Annotated in this window: 16 protein-coding genes and 1 tRNA gene; 3 read left to right on the top strand and 14 right to left on the bottom strand. The window is 60.0% G+C overall.

Annotated elements, in window-relative coordinates:
- Window positions 1-78: 78 nt before the first annotated feature.
- Together cra and JKA62_RS18745 are read left to right on the top strand one after the other, a co-directional pair.
- A complete protein-coding gene (gene cra / locus JKA62_RS18750) occupies window positions 79-1,074 on the top strand; it encodes a catabolite repressor/activator (RefSeq protein ID WP_074691885.1) in 996 nt (331 codons plus the stop codon).
- Window positions 1,075-1,077: 3 nt separating this feature from the next.
- Window positions 1,078-1,854: a TatD family hydrolase gene (locus JKA62_RS18745; RefSeq protein ID WP_201818994.1), complete on the top strand. Its 777-nt coding sequence runs from the start codon at window positions 1,078-1,080 to the stop codon at window positions 1,852-1,854.
- On the opposite strand, the gene JKA62_RS18740 is transcribed toward JKA62_RS18745, so the two are convergent.
- From JKA62_RS18740 to JKA62_RS18720, 5 genes are all read right to left on the bottom strand, one after another.
- Window positions 1,855-2,244: a hypothetical protein gene (locus JKA62_RS18740; protein ID WP_201818992.1), complete on the bottom strand. Its 390-nt coding sequence runs from the start codon at window positions 2,242-2,244 to the stop codon at window positions 1,855-1,857. It abuts the gene before it with no gap.
- Window positions 2,245-2,398: 154 nt separating this feature from the next.
- Window positions 2,399-4,429, bottom strand: a complete 2,031-nt coding sequence (locus JKA62_RS18735; protein WP_201818990.1) for a methyl-accepting chemotaxis protein — start codon at window positions 4,427-4,429, stop codon at window positions 2,399-2,401.
- Window positions 4,430-4,586: 157 nt separating this feature from the next.
- Window positions 4,587-5,420, bottom strand: a complete 834-nt coding sequence (ampE, locus tag JKA62_RS18730) for a regulatory signaling modulator protein AmpE (protein ID WP_201818987.1) — start codon at window positions 5,418-5,420, stop codon at window positions 4,587-4,589.
- Window positions 5,417-5,977, bottom strand: coding sequence for a 1,6-anhydro-N-acetylmuramyl-L-alanine amidase AmpD (gene ampD / locus JKA62_RS18725; RefSeq protein WP_011332414.1), 561 nt, complete (start codon window positions 5,975-5,977; stop codon window positions 5,417-5,419). Before ampD ends, ampE begins: the two co-directional genes overlap by 4 nt.
- A 64-nt stretch (window positions 5,978-6,041) precedes the next feature.
- On the bottom strand, window positions 6,042-8,231 hold the full coding sequence (locus tag JKA62_RS18720; protein ID WP_201818985.1) for a DUF1631 domain-containing protein: 2,190 nt from the start codon (window positions 8,229-8,231) through the stop codon (window positions 6,042-6,044).
- Between the two features lie 255 nt (window positions 8,232-8,486).
- Between JKA62_RS18720 and nadC the strand changes: the two genes are divergently transcribed.
- Entirely contained in the window at window positions 8,487-9,335 is an 849-nt protein-coding gene (nadC, locus tag JKA62_RS18715) for a carboxylating nicotinate-nucleotide diphosphorylase (protein WP_011332412.1), read from the top strand.
- Window positions 9,336-9,386: 51 nt separating this feature from the next.
- Here nadC and JKA62_RS18710 read toward each other — a convergent pair whose 3' ends face one another.
- The 9 genes from JKA62_RS18710 to rimP form a co-directional block, all read right to left on the bottom strand.
- Window positions 9,387-9,686: a DUF6388 family protein gene (locus JKA62_RS18710; protein WP_041475501.1), complete on the bottom strand. Its 300-nt coding sequence runs from the start codon at window positions 9,684-9,686 to the stop codon at window positions 9,387-9,389.
- 234 nt (window positions 9,687-9,920) lie between these two features.
- Window positions 9,921-9,996: transfer RNA gene (locus JKA62_RS18705), tRNA-Thr, on the bottom strand.
- Between the two features lie 131 nt (window positions 9,997-10,127).
- Window positions 10,128-12,233 (bottom strand): polyribonucleotide nucleotidyltransferase, encoded by a 2,106-nt coding sequence (pnp, locus tag JKA62_RS18700; RefSeq protein WP_011332410.1) that lies wholly within the window; start codon window positions 12,231-12,233, stop codon window positions 10,128-10,130.
- 194 nt (window positions 12,234-12,427) lie between these two features.
- Complete coding sequence (rpsO, locus tag JKA62_RS18695; RefSeq protein WP_011332409.1) at window positions 12,428-12,697, bottom strand: 30S ribosomal protein S15; 270 nt, start codon at window positions 12,695-12,697, stop codon at window positions 12,428-12,430.
- A gap of 141 nt (window positions 12,698-12,838) precedes the next feature.
- Window positions 12,839-13,756 carry a tRNA pseudouridine(55) synthase TruB gene (gene truB / locus JKA62_RS18690; RefSeq protein WP_007953739.1) on the bottom strand — a complete coding sequence of 306 codons (918 nt, stop codon included), beginning with the start codon at window positions 13,754-13,756 and terminating at the stop codon, window positions 12,839-12,841.
- A 4-nt stretch (window positions 13,757-13,760) separates the two neighbouring features.
- Window positions 13,761-14,162 carry a 30S ribosome-binding factor RbfA gene (gene rbfA, locus JKA62_RS18685; protein WP_007953741.1) on the bottom strand — a complete coding sequence of 134 codons (402 nt, stop codon included), beginning with the start codon at window positions 14,160-14,162 and terminating at the stop codon, window positions 13,761-13,763.
- 159 nt (window positions 14,163-14,321) lie between these two features.
- Entirely contained in the window at window positions 14,322-16,835 is a 2,514-nt protein-coding gene (gene infB / locus JKA62_RS18680; RefSeq protein WP_011332408.1) for a translation initiation factor IF-2, read from the bottom strand.
- A 27-nt stretch (window positions 16,836-16,862) separates the two neighbouring features.
- On the bottom strand, window positions 16,863-18,344 hold the full coding sequence (gene nusA, locus JKA62_RS18675; protein WP_003221546.1) for a transcription termination factor NusA: 1,482 nt from the start codon (window positions 18,342-18,344) through the stop codon (window positions 16,863-16,865).
- Between the two features lie 47 nt (window positions 18,345-18,391).
- Window positions 18,392-18,850: a ribosome maturation factor RimP gene (gene rimP / locus JKA62_RS18670; protein ID WP_041475500.1), complete on the bottom strand. Its 459-nt coding sequence runs from the start codon at window positions 18,848-18,850 to the stop codon at window positions 18,392-18,394.
- Window positions 18,851-18,914 lie beyond the last annotated feature (64 nt).

Genomic DNA, 18,914 nt, shown 5'->3' with positions numbered 1-18,914 from the left:
GACAATGGTCGCCTGCCTGAATCGGGTAGGATTGGCGAAAATGTCGCGGCAAGCTCGAAAAAACAAGGAAATCCCGGGTTGAAACTCAGTGATATCGCGCGGTTGGCCGGAGTGTCCGTGACCACCGCCAGCTACGTCATCAACGGCAAGGCCGAACAGCAACGCATCAGCACCGCCACCGTCGAGCGGGTCCGGGCGGTGGTCGATCTGCACGGCTTTACCCCCAATCCACAGGCGGCCGGGCTGCGCAGTCGGCACACCCGGACCCTGGGTTTTATCCTGCCGGATCTGGAAAACCCCAGTTACGCGCGAATCGCCAAACTGCTGGAGCAAGGTGCCCGTGCGCGAGGTTATCAGTTGCTGATCGCCAGCTCCGACGATGCGCCGGACAGCGAACGGCAGCTGCTGCAACTGTTCCGCGCCCGGCGCTGCGATGCGTTGATCGTCGCCAGTTGCCTGCCGGCCGGTGACGACAGTTATCGTCAGTTGCAGGCCAAGGGCCTGCCGATCATTGCCATCGACCGGGTGATGGATGCCGAACATTTCTGCTCGGTGGTCAGCGATGACCGCGAAGCCAGCCTGCACCTGACCGAAAGCCTGCTCGACCCGCAGCCGAAACAGATCGTGCTGCTGGGCGCCCGCCCGGAACTGAGCATCAGCCAGGAACGTGCCGCCGGTTTCAAACAAGCCCTGGCCGGGTTCAAGGGCGAAGTGCTGATCGAACACGCCGAGTCCTTCAGCCGCGAGTGCGGCAAGCAGTTGATGGAAGAACTCCTGCAACGCCTCGGGCATTTGCCGGATGCGCTGGTGACCACGTCCTACGTACTGTTGCAGGGGGTGTTCGACGCGCTGCATGACTTCCCGTTAAAAAACCGCCCGCTGCGCCTCGGCACATTCGGCGACACCCAGTTGCTCGACTTTCTGCCGCTGCCGGTCAACGCCATGGCCCAGCAGCACCAGTTGATCGCCGACAAGGCGCTGGAACTGGCGTTGGCGGCGGTCGAACAATCGGACTACCAGCCTGGCGTGCAAGCCATTGCCCGTACCTTCAAGCAGCGTATTCACCGGGACTGAGCCGTGGAGCTGATCGACAGCCACACCCATCTGGACTTCCCCGACTTCGACGCCGACCGCGCGGCACTGCTGAGCGAAAGCCGCGCCCTCGGGGTGCGGCGGATGGTGGTGCTCGGGGTCTATGAGGGTAACTGGCAACGGGTGTGGGATCTGGTGCAAAGCGATGCCGATCTGTACGCAGCGTTCGGATTGCACCCGGTCTATCTCGATCAGCATCGGCCTGAAGACCTGCTTGCTCTGGGCGATTGGCTGACACGGCTAAAGGGTCATCGGCAGCTGTGCGCGGTCGGCGAAATCGGCCTGGATTACTTCATCGAAACCCTCGACCGCGAACGCCAGCAAGCGCTTTTCGAGGCACAACTACAATTGGCGGCAGATTTTGAACTGCCGGCATTGATCCATGTGCGGCGCAGTCATGCGGCGGTGATTGCCACGCTCAAGCGCTTCAAGCTCAAACGCGCTGGCATCATCCACGCCTTCGCCGGCAGCCGTGAAGAAGCGCGGGAATATATCAAGCTCGGTTTCAAACTTGGCCTCGGGGGGGCACCGACCTGGCCGCAGGCGTTGCGCATGCACCGGGTGCTGGCCGACTTGCCACTGGATTCGGTGGTGCTGGAAACCGACTCACCGGACATGGCGCCCGCCATGTACCCCGGCATTCGCAATACGCCAGCGCATCTGCCGGCGATCTGCGACTCACTGGCCACTTTGATGAACATCAGTGCGCAACAACTCGCTGCCGCCAGTACCGCCAACAGTTGCGAGGTGTTCGGCTGGTAGTCAGTCGGCGTGGGCCTTGGCCGCGTCGAGAATCAGCGTCAGATGCTGGCGCTGCCGGGCATAACGAATCACCGCGAAGTACACGAAAATCGCGATCAGCGATCCGTTCATCTGCTCGGTGACGCTGAGCAGACCCACCCATTCCATCACCAGGGCCACCAGCAGCGCGGTGCACACCGTCACCAGCGCACTGGCGCGCAGCAGGCCGAGTGAATCGAGCGAACGGAAACGTTTGATCTGCTTGGGGCAACGCAATTCCAGGCTTTTCTGGCAATGGGCACAGGTGAACGCTTCGTGGATCGAAATGGCATTCAGTTGCCAAGGTTTGAGCACCAGCGTGGTCTGGCAGTGGGCGCAGAGGCCCTGGACGCCCAGGGTTGCGGCGGACATGTGCGATCTCCTCCGAGTGGTCAAAGAACTGAGCTTGGTTCATTGAAGACGAAAAACCAGCGCCTGGAGGAAAACAGGATTTTGCTTACAGATCTAAGCAAAAAAGTACTACAAGCCATTCCGAAAAAACCTGCCTCACAGGAGGCAGGTCAATTCAAACCCGGAACGCGCTGATCAGCTGTTTCAACTCGACCACCTGCGCCGACAACGCACGGCTGGCATCTTCGGTCTGGTGCGCGCCTTCTGCGGTGCGCTCGCCGGCACGGTTGATCTCGACGATGTTCTGGTCGATATCGTGGGCGACGGCGGTCTGCTGCTCGACGGCGGCGGCGATCTGCTGGTTCTGGTCGACGATCATGCCGACAGCGCCGAGGATGTTTTCCAGCGCCTGCTGGACTTTCTCCGACTGCCCCACCGTGCCGCTGGCCATCTGATGGCTGACACCCATGGCCTTTACTGCCGCACCGACGCCGCCGTGGAGTCTGGCGATCATCTGCTCGATTTCTTCGGTCGATTGCTGGGTGCGTTTGGCCAGCGTGCGGACTTCGTCAGCGACCACGGCAAAACCGCGGCCCTGCTCACCGGCCCGCGCGGCCTCGATCGCGGCGTTGAGCGCCAGCAGATTGGTCTGTTCGGCGATGCTCTTGATCACTTCCAGCACGCGACTGATCGACTGACTGTCGCTGGCCAACTGGTTGATCACCAGCACCGACTGATCGATTTCGCTCGCCAGTGCCGCGATGCTGCCCTGCTGCGATTCCACCAGCCCGCGACCACTGATGGTTTCGTCGTTCACGCTGTGGGCGCTGCTGACCGCTGCCGCTGCACTGCGTGCCACCTCCAGCGATGTCGCCGACATCTGGTTCATCGCGGTGGCCACTTGTTCGATCTGCGTGCGCTGCCCGGCGACTGCCTGATTGCTTTGCGCCGAGACGTTTTCCACTTGCCCCGCCTGCCGCTCGACCTCGCCAACGGTTTGGCCGACCCGTTCGATCAGGTCATGGATTTTCCGCACCGTACCGTTAAACACTTCGCCCAACTCGCCGAGTTCATCGCGGCTGTTGGCGCGGAAATTCACCGTCATGTCGCCTGCCGCCACTTTATCCATCATGGCGCCGAGGTTTTTCAGAGTGGCGCGGGTCGACGCGTAGAAGCCACCGTACAGGTAGAAAATCAGCACGAACACCACCGACAACGCCACAGCTTGCAGCACCATGTGCGTGCGGTTTTGCCCCAGGCGCTGCTGCAATTGGGTGTCGAGGAATTTCAGAGTGGCGTCGTCGAGCTGATAGGTCTGGTCCATCAGCCCGGTGACCTGGTCATAAAACCCCTGCCATGGAGCGTCGAGCGTTTCGGCCATCACCACTTGTTCTTCGATCAGTGTGCCGGCCTGTTTCAACGACGCCTTGCTGGCATCCGCCAGTGCGCTCAGGGAGTCACGGGCGGCTTTGCTGGAGCCCAGCGCGTCCTGCAATTTCAGGCCATATTCGGCCTGAAGTTTTTCAATCTGCACCAGCAGCTCGTCGAAACGGGTGCTCGACGAACTGTTGAGAAAGCCCTGGCCCAATGAATACGAACCCATCGCCCGACCTTCGCCCAAGGCCTGGGTGACGGCCGGCGTATTCGCGGTGATCAGCTCGGTGAGCTGGCGAATGTCGCTCTGGTTGTCGCGACTCAATCCGGCCTGACTGGCCACGATCTGGCTGAAAACCTGCGCATTGCCCAGCAGTTTGCCGATCAGCGCACTTTTGCTTTGCAGGGAGTTTTCCGCTTGTTGGTTCTTGAACGCAGCGATCATTTCATCGCGCTTGGTCTCGAAGAATTTGATCTGCTCAGGATCCTCGGTCATCGGCGTCAGCCCTTGCAGGCGGGCCAGGACGTTTTGCTCAAGGCCGGTGATCTGCACCTCGACATTGCCGGCCTTGCCGGACTGACCGAGGGTGACGTTGATCTGCACCAGATTGTTGAGGGTTTCCAGATCCCGGCGCAGGGTCAGGCTGCTGCCCAGCAGGTCGAGGCTCTGCAGCTCCACCCGGGTGCCCTGGAATTCGCGATAGGAATCGCGCACCAGATAGAAATTGGTCACCAGCATCGGCACCAGGAACAGCACGCTGATCAGGCTGAACTTCATGCCGAAGCTCAAGCGGTTCATCAGCGAGACGGCGGGATAGAGCAAGCTCTTCACTGGAAGTCTCCCTTGGTTTTTTCTTGTTTTTATTGGCAGGCGCGGGGCGACAGCAGATAGCCACTATCGGGCGCCATCTCTGTATAGCTCAAATCGAAGGGAGGTTTTGTAACTTAAGGTTAACGAGGGGGATTGCCCCCCTCGTCACAGGAACGGCCTACGCCAGCACCGTCCACAGGGCAAACCCGGCATACCACAGCACCGCCGCCCGCAGCAGCAGTTCCCACAGACAGTCGAGGGTATTGATGCCTTCGGGACCGACGGCGGCCGGCGGGATTTCCCCGGCAGCCAGTCCGACCTTGTTGATCAGTTGCGCAGCGCTGATGTTCCAGTTCAGCAGCTCGTGCAGCATTACTCGGCTGACCGCGACGAAATTGCCGACCAGGGCAAGGCTCGCCGCCAGCAGGCGCACCGGCACCCAGTCGAAGGCATGACGCAGTTGCCCGGCCCGTTCGGCCACAGCCGGGTTCTGGGCGTTTTCTTCGGCCAGCGCCAGCAAGCGATAGCTCAGCGCCGCCACCGGACCGAGCAGGAAATACCAAAAAATCACCGCAAAAAAGCTCTGGTAGGCCTGCCACAACAGATGTCGTTGCACTTGCTCCAGCAATTGTTCGCCGCTTTCGGCGCAGATGTTCAGATCACGCTTGGCCACATGGGCAGCGGCCTGCAGATCCTCACGGCGCCAGGCGTCGCGGAACGGCCCGAGCTCGCCGAGCAGGTCACCCCGCCCCAGGCTGTAAATCACCACCAGCAAATGCACCGGCAACGCCAGCAGACCGTAGGCCACCGGCTCCAGCACCACCAGCAGCAAGCCCAGCAGCGCCACCGGCAACAGCACCAGGATGGTCAGCTCCAGCCACGGCTGTTTCGCCAGCCCGCCGGTTTCAAGCTTGTGCAGTTCGCGGATCCATCCGCCATCGCGTTGCACCCGTTGGCGCAGGGCCGAGAACTTCTCGATCCAGACCGCCAGCAGTAACACCAGAAAACTCATTGTCCTTCCTCTTGTGCCAGGGCGGCGCGGTAGCGTGCCCAGTCGAATGCGGGTCCGGGGTCGGTCTTGCGTCCGGGGGCGATGTCGCTGTGCCCGCAGATCCGCTCGACGGTGATCGCCGGGAACGCCGCCTGTATCTGCCGGGTCAGCACGGTCAGCGCCTGGTACTGCGCATCGGTGAACGGCAGATCATCGGTGCCTTCCAGCTCGATGCCCACGGAAAAATCGTTACAGGTTTCCCGTCCTTCGAACACCGAAACACCGGCATGCCAGGCACGCTCAAGACAGGAGACAAACTGGGTGACCTTGCCGTCACGTTCGATCAGAAAATGCGCAGACACGCGCAGGTCGGCGATCCCGGCAAAGTAGGGATGTTCCGTGACATCCAGACGATTCTGGAAAAATTCCTGGACCTTGCCGGTGGCGAACTGCGCCGGTGGCAGGCTGATGTTGTGGATGACCAACAGGGAGACTTCGCCCGCCGGGCGTTCATTGAAGTTGGGCGAAGGGCAGACCTGCACCCCGTGACACCACCCGCTTGCGGGATCCAACTGCATACCGATTCCTTCAACGCCGACTGTGTTGGCGACCAGTATGCCGTGATCGGCCCCCGGCGCGCGATCACTTGCCGCGATTGAGCCGCCGCAGATTACCGAGCACCGACTCCAGCGCCCGATCGAACAGCAAGGTGTCGTCCAGCGTCCGCACCGCGCCGCGACGAAACGCCAGGGCCAGTTCGGTGCGCTCGCGCTCCAGCACTTTCATCCCGGTACGGTCGACGAATACGTACTTGCCGGTCGCCTCGATGATCGCCGCCAGTTTGCAGCGCAGGGTGTGTTCTTCGTCTTCCTCGAACGCCACCCAACTGCCCAGGCGCAACTGATCGACCTGGCGCAAACCGACATCGTCGGCCGGCAAACGCGCCGGCGTGCGTGGCTTGAGACCGTCGTCGGCCATCTGCAAGACAATCGTCTGCGACACCTCGATCATTTCCGACAGCACGGACTGATCCGGTCCGCTGGACGGCTCGAGCAGGCGCACATGCAGCGCTTCCAACTCACTGAAAAAGCCGCTGGTGGCAAACGGGTCAAAAGCTGAAGTGCTCAGGCCGTCCCTCAATGACTTGAGCAATCCCGGCACCAGCGCCAACAGACGCAGACCGGCTTCGGCGTCGTCGTGGCGCTGCACACTCCAGATCAATTGCTCCATGGTCTGCACGTCGGCATGCCATTCGGCGGACTGATCGCCGTGCTTGAGGCAAGTCAGCAGCAACACCTTGCTCCAGGCCTCCTGCACGAACGTCACTACCGACGGTGGCAGGACTTTGCCCAGCAACGCCTGATTCAACGCCTGCTCGACCCGCTGACGAGCCAGTTCAGTTTTCGCCCGGCCCTCTTCGGCATCGCGCAAACGCTGTTCAAGCAATTCGCTGCGACGGCGTTCGTCACTGGTGAAGGCGAGGAAATCCGCCAGCAACTCGGAAAAAATCGCCGGGTCATCGACGAAATCCGCCAGCAGGCGCTGCACCACCTGTTCGATGCGCAGATACAGGCTGTCGCGCGCATTACCGTCGCACTCGCCCCAGCCCATCGCCGCCTCGGCAATTTCATTGAGCAGCCGCCGCGCCGGGTGGCTGCTGCGGCTGAAGAAGCTTTTGTCGATCACCGCGACCTTCAACATCGGGATCTGCAACCGGGCGATCAGCGCCTTGAGCGAGTCCGGCAGGTTGCGATCATCGAGGATGCAGTCGAAGACCATCGCCACCAGATTGATCACGTCCTCGTCCGCCCCGCCGACGATTCGTGATTTGCCGCTGCGCACGCTGACCCGGGTCAGCAACTGTTCAAGTTGATGGCGCAGATCGAAATCGTCCTGCACTGCCAGCGCCGGTACGTATTGCTGCAGGTGCGAGAGCAGGCGCAGCAGGTCGCGGGTGGAAATCGGCTGGGCGGGAGCGCTGGGCTCCAGGGTCGGCGCAACGGTGCCGCGCACGTGCAGCAGCAACTCCTGCAACGCGGCGAAGACCTCCTGCACGCCCGCATCGGTCTGGGTTTTGTCGACGCCCTCGAATTCGCCCTGCACGCTGGCCACGGCCTGATCGATGGCGCGACGGGCCGGTGCCGGCTTGAGCTCGGGCAATACGCCCGTGGCGATCAGCAGTTGATTGGCTTCGGCGTAGAGTTGATCGGTATCGGCCAGCACATACCGCTCGAACAGTTTGAGCAGGATCAGTTTGACCTTGATCTCCACCCCCAAGTTGCGCCCGGCCTGCAGGAAGTATTCGCAAAGCATCGCCGGGCCCAGCGGGTTGTAATGATCGTCCAGGGTCTTGCCCAACAGCGCATTGAATCGCGTGGTCAGTTGATCGAGGGCGAAACCGTCGCGATTCAGTACGCGGCCGACCATGGTCTCGACCGCGACGTTGCGCTCCATGTCATCGGTGCGCACTGTCGTGTCCTCGTGCTGCAAAGCATGAGAGAGGACGGTGGGGACGGGATCGAATTGAGTGAGGCCGACAAAGGCCTCGAAGAACTGCTCGAGAAAACCGCGCTCGATGTTCTTGCGCTTGAGGCGCAGGTCGCGCATGGCTTCGAAAAAAATGTTCTGTTCGACGTCATTGCGTGCCCGATCGGCCATTTCGAACAGGGTGTCGTCGGCGTTATCGAACAACTCCTGCAAACCGTTGCGCAGGCGCTGGGCAGCCTTGTCGCGAACCTGAAGCAGAATCACAGGCAGGCGGGCGAGCGGCGAGTGAGTCGCCTGATCGGTAGTGGCCTTGTGCAGAGGCACTACATTCCCGTCGTTGTGCATCCAAGCCTCCTGAAACGGTGATTCGCCGACGTCAAAGTCATGGCGTCAAATGCAAGGCGGATTATCTTGCAAAAGTTGTCCCCGGCGCCAGAGCCGTCAGGGTTTCCCCTATGCGCCAACACCTTGCAGTGACCACGACAGAAACGGGTTTGCTCAAAGAAAATCGACCGGATGCAGCGCTGCCTGGCTGTTCTCGCCTTGGGTTGGCCGACGCCATGCCCCTATAATCGGGCCACTTAGTTTGTGGAGCCCGTTATGCCGAATCTACGTCTCGCCGATTTGACCGCCGAAATCGAAGCCAACGTGCGCCGTGCGTTGCTCGAAGACATCGGCAGCGGCGACATCACCGCGCAACTGATCCCGGCCGAACGCCTGGCCAAAGCCACCATCATCACCCGCGACGCCGCCGTCATCAGTGGCACAGCCTGGGTCGATGCGGTGTTCCGCCAGCTCGATCCGCGGGTGGCGGTGCACTGGCAGGTGCGCGATGGCGAACGGGTTTCGCCGAATCAGCCGCTGTTTCATCTGGAAGGCCCGGCCCGTTCGCTGCTGACCGGCGAGCGCAGCGCCCTGAACTTCCTGCAATTGCTGTCGGGCGTGGCGACCCGCGCGCAATACCTGGCGGACTTCGTCGCCGAGACCTCGGTAAAACTGCTCGACACCCGCAAGACCCTGCCGGGCCTGCGTCTGGCGCAGAAATACGCGGTCACCTGCGGCGGTTGCCATAACCATCGCATCGGCCTGTACGACGCGTTCCTGATCAAGGAAAACCACATCGCCGCCAGCGGTGGCATCCCACAAGCCATTGCCGCTGCGCACAAGATTGCCCCGGGCAAGCCGGTGGAAATCGAAGTGGAAAGTCTGGAGGAACTGAAAGAAGCGCTGGCCGCCGGTGCCGATATCATCATGCTCGACGAACTGAGCCTCGATGACATGCGCGAAGCCGTGCGCCTGAACGCCGGCAAGGCAAAACTGGAAGCCAGTGGCGGCATCAACGAAAGCACGCTGCTGCCGATCGCACAGACCGGGGTGGACTACATTTCGATCGGCGCGATGACCAAGGATGTGAAGGCTGTGGACCTGTCGATGCGCCTGAGCATCTGAGTCGATCACGCAATAAAAAACGCCAGCCCTTTCGAGGCTGGCGTTTTTGTTTCAGACCACCAGATTGTTCATCTCGCAGTACTCTTCCCACTCGACACCCAGCACTTCAGCCGCTTCCTTGTGCAGCTCCAGACGCTTGGCCTCAAACTCTTCAGGCGTACTGGTGTACTTGAGGGTCAACTCCCAAGGTTGCAGGCCCTGGGCTTCGGCTTCGTCTTCGAACGCCCACTGGATCTGGTCTTTCTGATCATCGGGACTCAGGTCCTTGATCTCTTCCTGCAGATCCGGAACATCCAGGATGTATTTTCTTAGCGCTTCTTCGTGACGTTGCTCTTGAGTTAATTCGGTCATGGCGTTCTCGCTGATCATGGGAATGGAGGATGGATCTGGATCATCAAGGATCTCTCTGACGCGGACTGTCCGGCCTTCGGAACCATTCGGGATCATCTGAAAACTGCTAAGCGATGCTCATGCAGGCACCGAATATAGGACGTTTGCATGACGAATTACACGGCTCTTTACATCTCTCCCACAAAAAGTTGACCTGTGGAACATAAATGCCGGTTTAAAAGGATTAGGGAGAGGTGGTGCCCGAGACAGGAATCGAACCTGCGACCTTCGCGTTACGAGTGCGCTGCTCTACCGGCTGAGCTACACGGGCGGTGGGCTAAACCTAGCACTGGTCTTGCGGGTCGGCAACTTCGCCGAATGACTCGATATTTCATGGACAAAAAAAATGCCCCGCCGTTTTCACGGCGGGGCATCTTTCATTGCGCTAGAGCTGCGGGGTGATTAAACGCCCGAAGCCTTGGCAGCTGCCACGTCTTTGATGGACAGCTTGATACGACCGCGGTTGTCCACGTCCAGTACCAGCACTTCCACTTCCTGGCCTTCTTTCAGGATATCGGTCACTTTCTCTACGCGAGCGTCGCTCAGCATCGAGATGTGAACCAGACCGTCCTTGCCCGGCAGGATGTTGACGAATGCGCCGAAGTCGACGATGCGCTCAACCTTGCCGACGTAGATCTTGCCGATCTCGGCCTCAGCGGTGATACCCAGAACGCGCTGACGTGCTGCTTCAGCCGCTTCCTTGGTTTCGCCGAAGATCTTGATCGAGCCGTCGTCTTCGATATCGATCGAAGCCTTGGTTTCTTCGCAGATCGCACGGATGGTCGCGCCGCCCTTACCGATAACGTCACGGATCTTGTCGGTGTCGATCTTCATCGCGATCATGGTCGGAGCGTTGGCCGACAGTTCGGTACGCGACTGGCCGATGATCTGGTTCATCTGGCCGAGGATGTTCAGGCGCGCTTCCAGGGCTTGGCCCAGAGCGATTTCCATGATCTCTTCGGTGATGCCCTTGATCTTGATGTCCATCTGCAGCGCGGTCACACCTTTGGCGGTACCGGCTACCTTGAAGTCCATGTCGCCCAAGTGGTCTTCGTCGCCCAGGATGTCGGTCAGGACGGCGAACTTCTCGCCTTCTTTAACCAGACCCATGGCGATACCGGCAACCGGTGCCTTCATCGGAACACCCGCGTCCATCAGGGCCAGGGAAGCGCCGCAAACGGAAGCCATCGAGCTCGAACCGTTGGATTCGGTGATTTCCGATACCACACGGATGGTGTACGGGAACACGTCAGCGGCAGGCAGCATGGCCGAAACCGAACGACGGGCCAGACGGCCGTGACCGATTTCGCGACGACCGGCGCCACCCATGCGACCACACTCGCCCACCGAGAACGGAGGGAAGTTGTAGTGCAGCATGAACGGATCTTTTTTCTCGCCTTCCAGGGTGTCCAGCAGCTGTGCGTCACGGGCGGTGCCCAGCGTCGCGACGACCAGAGCCTGGGTTTCGCCACGGGTGAACAGTGCCGAACCGTGAGTCTTCGGCAGAACGCCGACTTCGATGTTCAGCGGACGTACGGTGCGGGTGTCGCGACCGTCGATACGTGGCTTGCCGTTAACGATGTTTTCGCGAACGGTGCGGTATTCGATTTCACCGAAAGCGGCTTTGACGTCGGCAGCCGAAGGCTGGCCTTCTTCACCGGACAGCTTGGCCACAACCTGGTCACGCAGCTCGCCCAGACGCGCATAACGGTCGGCCTTGATGGTGATGGTGTAAGCCTGGGAGATCGCTTCGCCGAACTCGGAACGGATAGCAGCCAGCAGCTCGGTGGCTTCTGGAGCAGGCGCCCAGGTCCAGGTTGGCTTGGCCGCTTCGGCAGCCAGTTCTTTAACGGCGTTGATCACGACCTGGAACTCGTCGTGAGCAAACAGTACTGCGCCCAGCATCTGGTCTTCGGTCAGCTCTTTGGCTTCCGATTCAACCATCAGCACGGCGTCCGAAGTACCGGCAACGACCATGTCCAGGCTCGAGGCAGCTTGCTGCTCGTAAGTCGGGTTCAGCAGGTAGCCGGTGCTTTCGTGGAAAGCCACGCGGGCGGCGCCGATCGGGCCGTCAAAAGGAATGCCGGAGATCGCCAGGGCAGCCGAGGTACCGATCATCGCAGCGATGTCCGGATCGGTCTTCTTGCTGGTGGAAACGACGGTGCAGACAACCTGCACTTCGTTCATGAAACCTTCAGGGAACAGTGGACGGATCGGACGGTCGATCAGTCGGGAAGTCAGGGTTTCTTTCTCGGAAGGACGGCCTTCACGCTTGAAGAAACCGCCAGGGATCTTACCGGCAGCGTAAGTCTTTTCCTGGTAGTGAACGGACAGAGGGAAGAAGCCCTTGCCCGGATCGGCTTGCTTGGCACCGACTACGGTCACCAATACGCTGACGTCGTCGTCAACGGTGACCAATACTGCGCCGGAGGCCTGACGGGCGATACGGCCAGTCTCGAGGGTAACGGTCGACTGACCGAACTGGAATTTTTTGATTACCGGGTTCACGGTGTCCTACCTTCTTTGTGGCTCTTGGGGGAACTGGTTTCTTGCGAAATTCTTGGGCAATGCCGGGAATCGGCCCGACGCCTGTCCAGGGTAAAACGTGTATCCAGATAAAACTTGAGGCTGGGAGCCTGCCGGACGCCGGCGGAAACCCGCTGACGTCTGACAGACAACCAACCTCATAGCGCAATCGCTGATTAGCGACGCAGACCCAGGCGAGCGATCAGAGCGCTGTAACGGCTCACGTCCTTGCCTTTCAGGTAGTCCAGCAGCTTGCGACGCTGGTTAACCATGCGGATCAGACCACGACGGGAGTGGTGGTCTTTACCGTTGGCCTTGAAGTGACCTTGCAGTTTGTTGATGTTGGCGGTCAGCAGTGCAACTTGCACTTCTGGCGAACCAGTGTCACCAACGGCTTGCTGGTAGTCGGCAACGATTTGAGCTTTTTCTTGAACGTCGAGAGCCATGAGGCAATCCTTTTATCAGGAAACTGTTTCAAAAACAGTTTCAACAGGCCAGGGACAAATCCCTGTATCTATAAAAGAGTAGTGACCGTGCCTGTTGACAGCCACACTCGCCGGCCTGCTGTTACACAGACCGGTTTCCGGTCATTCTGACCGAATCAGTCGACGCGGCGCGATGCGCCCGTCTTCGCTCACTTCACCGATACCGATGAAGCGACCGTTGTGATCCTGTACCCGCACCATGCCGAACTTCGGAGCATCCGGGGCACGTACCGGCTGGCCGTTGAGCCAGTAGAACGCGCTCGCTTCCGAGAACTGCAGCAACGGCCAATCCTGCAGGCCGCTGTCCGATGGCATCAGGAAGCGGTCGACCGCTTCGTTGCCGCCTTCGGCATGTACCGCTTCCAGCTCTTCGAGGGTCACGGTCTGCGCCAGGGTGAAAGGCCCGGCCTGGGTACGACGCAGTTCAGCGACGTACGCACCACAACCGAGTTGCTCACCGATATCCTCCACCAGGGTGCGAATATAGGTGCCCTTGCTGCAATCCACCGCAAGACGCGCAGTATCGCCTTCGAAGGCCAGCAATTCCAAGCGCGCAATAGTAACAGAACGCGGTTCGCGCTCCACTACTTCGCCAGCACGGGCCAACTTGTACAGGGGCTGGCCATCACGCTTGAGAGCCGAGTACATCGGCGGTATCTGACTGATTTGCCCACGAAATTTCGGCAGAACCGCTTCAATGTCGGCCTGACCAACGGTCACCGGACGTTCCTGCAAAACCTCACCTTCGGCGTCTGCCGTGGTGGTGGTCTTGCCCAGTTGCGCCAGGGTTTCGTAACCCTTGTCGGAATCGAGCAGGTACTGCGAGAACTTGGTCGCCTCGCCAAAGCACAACGGCAGCACGCCGGTGGCCAGAGGGTCGAGACTGCCGGTGTGACCGGCCTTTTCGGCGTTGAGCAACCAGCGAACCTTCTGCAAGGCTGCGTTGGAGGTGAACCCCAGCGGCTTGTCGAGCAGGATGATGCCGCTGACGTTACGACGGATACGTTTGACCTGAGCCACCGAGTTACTCCTTGGTGTCTTCGGGTTCTGCCGCAGCCACGTGCTGATTGTCCTCAGCCACGGCGCGCTCGATCAGGGCCGACAGGTGCGCACCCCGCACGACGCTTTCGTCGTAGTGGAAGTGCAATTGCGGCACGCTGCGCAGCTTCATTTCACGGGCCAGCTGCATGCGCAGGAAGCCGGCGGCAGCGTTGAGAACCTTGATGCTTTGCGCGATGTCTTCGGCGTTGTCCTGCCCCATCACGGTGATGAAGATCTTTGCGTGACCGACGTCACGGCTGACTTCCACAGCGGTAATGGTGACCAGGCCGACGCGCGGGTCTTTGACTTCACGACGGATCAGCTGGGCCAGCTCACGCTGCATCTGATCGCCGATACGTTGGGTACGGCTGTATTCTTTTGCCATGATTTGTTACCTGTTACTGCCCTGCGGTGAAACCCGCAAGGTCTGAAAGCGGCAAACGCCCGGCCTGACAAAAGCCAGACCGGGCGTTGCGTTTAGAGTCCTGACGCCGTGCCGCGCACTTGCATGCGGCGGCCCGACGTGGCCCTTGAAGTGCGCGAGTCAGAGGCTGCGAGCAACCTGAACCTTCTCGAAGACTTCGATCTTGTCGCCGACTTTGACGTCGTTGTAGCTCTTCACGCCGATACCGCATTCCATGCCGGCACGTACTTCGGAAGCGTCATCCTTGAAGCGGCGCAGGGACTCCAGCTCGCCTTCGAAGATAACGATGTCTTCACGCAGTACACGGATCGGACGGTTACGGTGAACAGTACCCTCGATCACCATGCAGCCGGCGATGGCGCCGAACTTAGGCGAACGGAATACGTCACGGACTTCGGCCACACCGAGGATGTTCTCGCGAACGTCGCTGCCAAGCATACCGGTCAGGGCTTTCTTGACGTCTTCGATGATGTCGTAGATCACGTTGTAGTAACGCATGTCCAGACCTTCCTGCTCGACGATCTTCCGTGCGCCGGCATCGGCACGCACGTTGAAGCCGAACAGTACAGCGTTGGAAGCCAGTGCCAGGTTGGCATCGGATTCGGTGATACCACCGACGCCGCCACCGACCACGCGCACTTGCACTTCGTCGTTGCCCAGGCCGTTCAGAGCGCCCTGCAAGGCTTCCAGCGAACCACGGACGTCGGATTTGAGGACGATGTTAAGCGTCTTCTTCTCTTCCTGACCCATGCTTTCGAAGATGTTTTCCAGCTTGCCGGCGTGAGCGCGAGCCAGCTTGACTTCGCGGAACTTGCCTTGACGGAACAGAGCCACTTCACGGGCTTTCTTCTCGTCGGCAACCACGCTCATCTCGTCGCCAGCGTCAGGCGTACCGTCCAGGCCGAGGATCTCGACCGGAATGGCCGGGCCCGCTTCCTTGATCGGCTTGCCGTTCTCGTCGAGCATGGCGCGCACGCGGCCATAGTTCGAGCCGACCAGCACCATGTCGCCTTGACGCAGCGTACCGTCCTGAACCAGAACAGTCGCCACCGGGCCACGGCCCTTGTCGAGACGCGATTCAACCACGACACCACGGCCAGGAGCCGAAGGCGTGGCGGTCAGTTCGAGAACTTCAGCCTGCAGCAATACAGCTTCGAGCAGTTCGTCGACGCCGGTACCCATCTTCGCGGAGACCGGGACGAATGGAGTGTCGCCACCCCAGTCTTCAGAGGTCACGCCGTGGGCCGACAGTTCGCTACGGATGCGATCGAGGTCGGCACCCGGCTTGTCGATCTTGTTCACCGCAACCACCAGCGGAACGCCGGCAGCAACAGCGTGCTGAACGGCTTCGATGGTTTGTGGCATGACGCCGTCGTCCGCCGCAACTACCAGGATCACGATGTCGGTCGCCTTGGCACCACGGGCACGCATGGCGGTAAACGCGGCGTGACCCGGGGTGTCGAGGAAGGTGACCATGCCGCGTTCGGTTTCAACGTGGTATGCACCAATGTGCTGGGTGATACCGCCGGCTTCGCCAGCAGCTACCTTGGCACGACGGATGTAGTCGAGCAGCGAGGTCTTACCGTGGTCAACGTGACCCATTACGGTCACAACCGGCGCACGAGGAACCGCTTCACCTTCGAACTTCAAGGACTCGGCCAGGGAATCTTCCAGGGCGGTGTCGCTGACCAGGGTCACTTTGTGGCCCAGTTCTTCGGCTACCAGTTGAGCAGTTTCCTGATCAAGCACCTGGTTGATGGTCGCTGGAGTACCCAGTTTGAACATGAACTTGATGATTTCGGCAGCCTTGACCGACATCTGCTGGGCGAGATCGCCAACAGTGATGGTTTCGCCGATCTTCACTTCACGCACGACAGGGCCGGTCGGGCTCTGGAAACCGTGGGCGTTGCGTTTCTTCAGCTTGGCCTTGCCGCGACCGCCGCGACGGAATCCATCGCTTTCTTCGTCGGTCGTGCGTGGCGCCACACGTGGTGCCGGAGCCTTTTCCTTGACCGATGCGCGATGCGGAGCGTTTTTGCGCTCGCCATCACCACCACGACGGTTGTTGTCGTCGGCACGTGGCTTGTCCGGGCGGCGCTGCTCGTCACGCTTGCGAGTGTCGGCAGCTGGGGCAGCAGCCACAACCGGCGCGGCTTCGCGCACTGGTTCGGCCACTGGCGCAGGTGCAGCGACGGCTTCGGCAGGAGCGGACGGCGCGGCAGGCTGGCGACGCGCTTCTTCTTCGGCGCGCACGCGGGCTTCTTCTTCAGCCTTCTGACGGGCAGCATTTTCTACTGCGCGACGTTCATCCAGTTCACGCTTGCGCTCGGCTTCGATTTCTTCCGGGCTACGCTGTACGAAAACTTTCTTCTTGCGGACTTCAACGCTGATGCTTTTGCTGCCAGCCACACGCAGGGTGCTGGTGGTTTTACGCTGCAGCGTGATCTTGCGTGGTTCTTCCACTTTCGCCTTGTGGCTGCTTTTCAAGTGGGTCAGCAGGGATTGCTTCTCACTGTCAGTCACATTTTCTTCGGCGGCGGTGTGCGGCAGACCTGCCTCACGCATCTGCTGCAACAGGCGCTCTACCGGTGTTTTGACCTCATCGGCCAGTTGTTTCACCGTGACTTGCGTCATGCACTTCTCTCCTCAGGCCGCGCCTAATTACTCGAACCAGTGGGCTCGGGCGGCCATGATCAACTTGCCGGCACGATCATCGTCAATGCCGTCGATGTCGAGCAGGTCGTCAATAGACTGCTCGGCCAGGTCTTCGCGGGTAATTACGCCGCGCACCGCCAGTTCCATCGCCAAATCCTTGTCCATACCCTCAAGCGAGAGCAGGTCTTCGGCCGGATGGGCGTCTGCCAGCTTTTCCTCAGTAGCGATGGCTTTGGTCAACAAGCGATCCTTGGCACGAGCGCGAAGCTCGTTGACGATGTCTTCGTCAAAGCCGTCGATGTTGAGCATTTCTTCCAACGGTACGTAGGCAATCTCTTCCAGGCTGGTGAAGCCTTCGTCTACCAGCACCTGAGCCAGTTCTTCGTCGACTTCCAGCTCGTCGATGAAGTTGCGCAGGATGTCGCCGGTTTCCGCTTGCTGCTTAGCCTGGATGTCCGATTCGGTCATCACGTTCAGGGTCCAGCCAGTCAGCTGGCTCGCCAGACGCACGTTCTGACCACCACGACCGATGGCCTGAGCCAGATTGTCTGCGCCAACGGCGATGTCCATGGCATGGGCATCTTCGTCAACGATGATGGCCGCCACTTCTGCCGGCGACATGGCATTGATCACGAACTGAGCCGGATTATCGTCCCAAAGGACGATGTCGACACGCTCGCCACCCAACTCGCCCGACACGGCCTGGACGCGCGAACCGCGCATACCGATGCACGCGCCTTGCGGGTCGATGCGTTTGTCCTTGGAACGGACAGCGATCTTGGCACGCGAACCCGGATCACGGGATGCGGCCATGACTTCGATCAGACCTTCAGCAATTTCCGGCACTTCGATACGGAACAGCTCGATCAGCATTTCCGGCGCGGTACGCGACAGGATCAGCTGAGGACCGCGGTTCTCGGTGCGGATTTCCTTGAGCAGCGCACGCAGACGCACGCCAACACGGAAGGTTTCGCGAGAAATGATGTCTTCACGGGCCAGCAACGCTTCAGCGTTATTACCCAAGTCGACGATCACGTTGTCGCGGGTCACTTTCTTCACGGTGCCGGAGATGATTTCTCCGAGGCGCTCGCGATAAGCGTCAACCACTTGAGCGCGTTCGGCTTCGCGCACTTTCTGCACGATGACCTGCTTGGCGGTCTGCGCAGCGATGCGGCCGAACTCGATGGACTCGATCTTTTCTTCAACGACGTCGCCAACCTTGGCGCCAGGGTGCGTTTCAGCAACCTTGCTCGGCCAGGTTTCGATGGCCGGATCATCGAGATCATTCTCTTCGACGACCGTCCAGCGACGGAATGTTTCGTAGGAACCGGTGTGGCGGTTGATTTCCACACGCAGATCAACTTCGTCTTCAAAACGCTTTTTGGTAGCAGTGGCCAGAGCCAGCTCCAGCGCTTCAAAAATTACGCTTGCCGGTACACCCTTTTCATTGGATACCGACTCAACAACCAGCAGTACTTCTTTGCTCATCGTACGCCTCGCCTTTCGCAAGCCATTGGATCCGCGGGATCCGCGTCTCAGTCAAAACTGGGAATAATGTTGGCCTTGTCGATCATATCGATCGGCAACAGGAACTCATGGTTTTCCACCTGCACCACGACGTCCTGCTCTTCTACACCGCGCAGAAGGCCCTGAAAGTTGCGTCGACCTTCAAAAGGCGAGCGCAGCTTGATCTTCACTTGTTCACCGACATATTTGGCAAACTGCTCAAGAGTGAACAGTGGGCGTTCCATGCCTGGCGAGGAAACTTCAAGGGTGTATTCAACGGAAATCGGATCTTCAACATCCAGCACACCGCTGATCTGACGGCTGACGATGGCGCAATCGTCCACCAGTACGCCGCCTTCCTTATCGATATAAACGCGCAACATTGAGTGGCGACCTTGAGCCGAAAACTCAATACCCCAGCATTCATAGCCTAGGGCCACGACCACCGGGGCCAACAAGGCCTGCAACTCTTCTAGCTTGCTCGACACCTGAACCCCCTCGTGCATGTATGTGCATGCTATGCAAAATAAAAAAATGGGCGAAACGCCCATC

It is taken from the genome of Pseudomonas sp. B7 (assembly GCF_016735645.1).
Taxonomy (GTDB): domain Bacteria; phylum Pseudomonadota; class Gammaproteobacteria; order Pseudomonadales; family Pseudomonadaceae; genus Aquipseudomonas; species Aquipseudomonas glycinae.
The sequence above is the reverse complement of the archived record's forward strand: the minus strand, read 5'-3'. Positions and strand labels throughout refer to the sequence as shown.